This is a genomic window from Streptomyces sp. MnatMP-M17 (genome assembly GCF_900091995.1).
Classification (GTDB): Bacteria; Actinomycetota; Actinomycetes; order Streptomycetales; family Streptomycetaceae; genus Streptomyces.
Genome location: NZ_FMDK01000392.1, coordinates 1 through 2,256, shown reverse-complemented (window position 1 = coordinate 2,256; position 2,256 = coordinate 1). Strand labels below are relative to the sequence as shown.

3 protein-coding genes and 1 pseudogene are annotated in these 2,256 nt (G+C 70.2%); all 4 read left to right on the top strand.

Going from position 1 to position 2,256, the window contains the following annotated elements:
* Window positions 1-224: pseudogene (locus GA0115259_RS40385) on the top strand (hypothetical protein); the annotation flags it as partial.
* A 51-nt stretch (window positions 225-275) separates the two neighbouring features.
* Window positions 276-635, top strand: a complete 360-nt coding sequence (locus GA0115259_RS18180) for a histidine triad nucleotide-binding protein (RefSeq protein ID WP_093597994.1) — start codon at window positions 276-278, stop codon at window positions 633-635.
* Window positions 636-640: 5 nt separating this feature from the next.
* Window positions 641-1,549 (top strand): ribonuclease Z, encoded by a 909-nt coding sequence (locus GA0115259_RS18175; RefSeq protein WP_093597991.1) that lies wholly within the window; start codon window positions 641-643, stop codon window positions 1,547-1,549.
* 235 nt (window positions 1,550-1,784) lie between these two features.
* Window positions 1,785-2,256 (top strand): carbohydrate kinase family protein (locus GA0115259_RS18170; protein ID WP_237540151.1); only part of this gene is annotated, 472 nt, incomplete at its 3' end.

The window sequence follows — 2,256 nt, the reverse complement described above, 5'->3', positions numbered from 1 at the left end:
GGCTGCGCCGGCCGATGCTGCTGCTGGCCCGCCGCTGCCCGCCCGTGGTGGCGATGGCCGTGTCCGTCGGAGTGCTGGGGCTGCACTCGGCGGTCGTGGTGGCCCTGCCCGGAGCGGGCGCGGGCCTCGTCGGCGGACTTGGCGTGCCCTTGTTCTGGGGGATGCTGCTCACGTACTGGCTCAGCAGGGCGGCCTTCAACAGACGGCGGCCCGTGGACGGATAGCATGCGTCCGTAGCGAACGGATCACCGGCGGCGTCGAGGAGGGCCCGGATCATGGCCGGAGAACCACAGGCCGACTGCCTGTTCTGCAAGATCGTTTCCGGGGAGGTGCCGGCCACCGTCGTCCGGGAGACGGAGACCACCGTCGCCTTCCGTGACATCAATCCGCAGGCCCCGACCCATGTCCTGGTCATCCCACGGGTGCACTATCCGGACGCGGGCAGCCTCGCCACGGCCGAGCCGGGCATCGCCGCCGATGTGCTGCGCGAGGCGGCGGCGGTCGCCGTCGAGGACAAGACCGACGGCAGCGGCTACCGGATCGTCTTCAACACGGGCGCGGGCGCCGGTCAGACCGTCTTCCACGCCCATGCCCATGTGCTGGGCGGCCGTGGCTTCAACTGGCCTCCCGGGTAGGCGTCTTGTCCGTACGGGAACTGGTGGTGCTCGGCACAGCCAGCCAGGTGCCCACCCGCCATCGCAACCACAACGGCTATCTGCTGCGCTGGGACGGCGAGGGCCTGCTCTTCGATCCGGGCGAGGGCACCCAGCGCCAGATGCTGCGCGCCGGCGTCGCCGCGCACGACATCGACCGGATCTGTGTCACGCATTTCCACGGTGATCACTCGCTCGGACTGGCCGGAGTCATCCAGCGGATCAATCTCGACCAGGTGCCGCATCCGGTCACCGCGCACTATCCGGCGAGCGGACAGCGTTTCTTCGAGCGGCTGCGGTACGCGACGGCCTACCGCGAGACCGTCCCGCTGACCGAGGCGCCGGTCAGCGGTGACGGAGTGCTCGCGCGGACGCCCGCGTACACGCTGGAGGCGCATCGGCTCTCCCATCCCGTTGAGTCGTACGGTTATCGGCTGATCGAGCCCGACGGGCGGCGGATGCTTCCGGCGCTGCTGGCCGAGCACGGTATCGCGGGCCCCGATGTGGGCCGTCTCCAGCGCGAGGGCTCGCTGAACGGTGTGACTCTGGACGAGGTCAGCGAGACGCGCAGAGGCCAGCGGTTCGCCTTCGTCATGGACACCCGGCTCTGCGCGGGCGTGCGCACGCTGGCCGAGGGATGCGATCTGCTGGTCATCGAGTCGACGTTCCTCGACGAGGACGAGCGGCTGGCGAGCGAGCACGGCCATCTCACGGCGGGCCAGGCGGGTCGGGCGGCGCACGAGGCCGGCGTACGGCATCTCGTACTGACGCACTTCTCGCAGCGCTACGGCGATCCCGACGAGTTCGAGCGGCAGGCACGGGCGGCCGGTTTCGACGGTGAACTGACCGTCGCCGCCGATCTGGTGCGGGTGCCGCTGCCGAAGCGCTCCGGCTGAGATCAGGTCGGGTGGGGGCGAGATCAGGTGGGGCGGGCCGCGTTCCGGTCGAATCCCTATGGAATCCCGATCAGAATTCGATCAAGTTCCGACTGAATGCGATATGACAGCGAGCTGAAGCGAACACAGCCTCCACGGGGATACCGAGCGTCCGCCCCGGCGCCGAGGATCGGGCAGACTGTCCGGATCCGCACGCGATCGGGAGCCCGCCGTGATCACATCCAATGGAGACCCGCTGGAACACACCGCGGAACACGCCGCACACGCCGATGCCGACGCGCATGTCGATCCGCTCGGCGCGCTGCGTGCCCCGGACGATCCGGACTGCGATGTCTATCTGACGGGCACGGTCTTCCTCGACATCATCTTCACCGGCCTGGACAGCGCGCCCGTACGCGGTACGGAGTCCTGGGCGCGCGGCATGGGATCGAGCCCCGGCGGGATCGCCAACATGGCCACCGCGCTCGCCCGGCTCGGACTGCACACCTCGCTCGCGGCGGCCTTCGGCGACGACCACTACGGCGAGTACTGCTGGGACGCGCTGGAGCAGGGCGAGGGCATCGATCTGTCCCGCTCCCGCACCGTTCCCGGCTGGCACTCGCCCGTCACGGTCTCCATGGCGTACGAGGGCGAGCGGACGATGGTCTCGCACGGCCACGAGGCCCCGCCGCCCGAAGGCGCCCTCCCGGAGTGCCCGCCACGCGCCC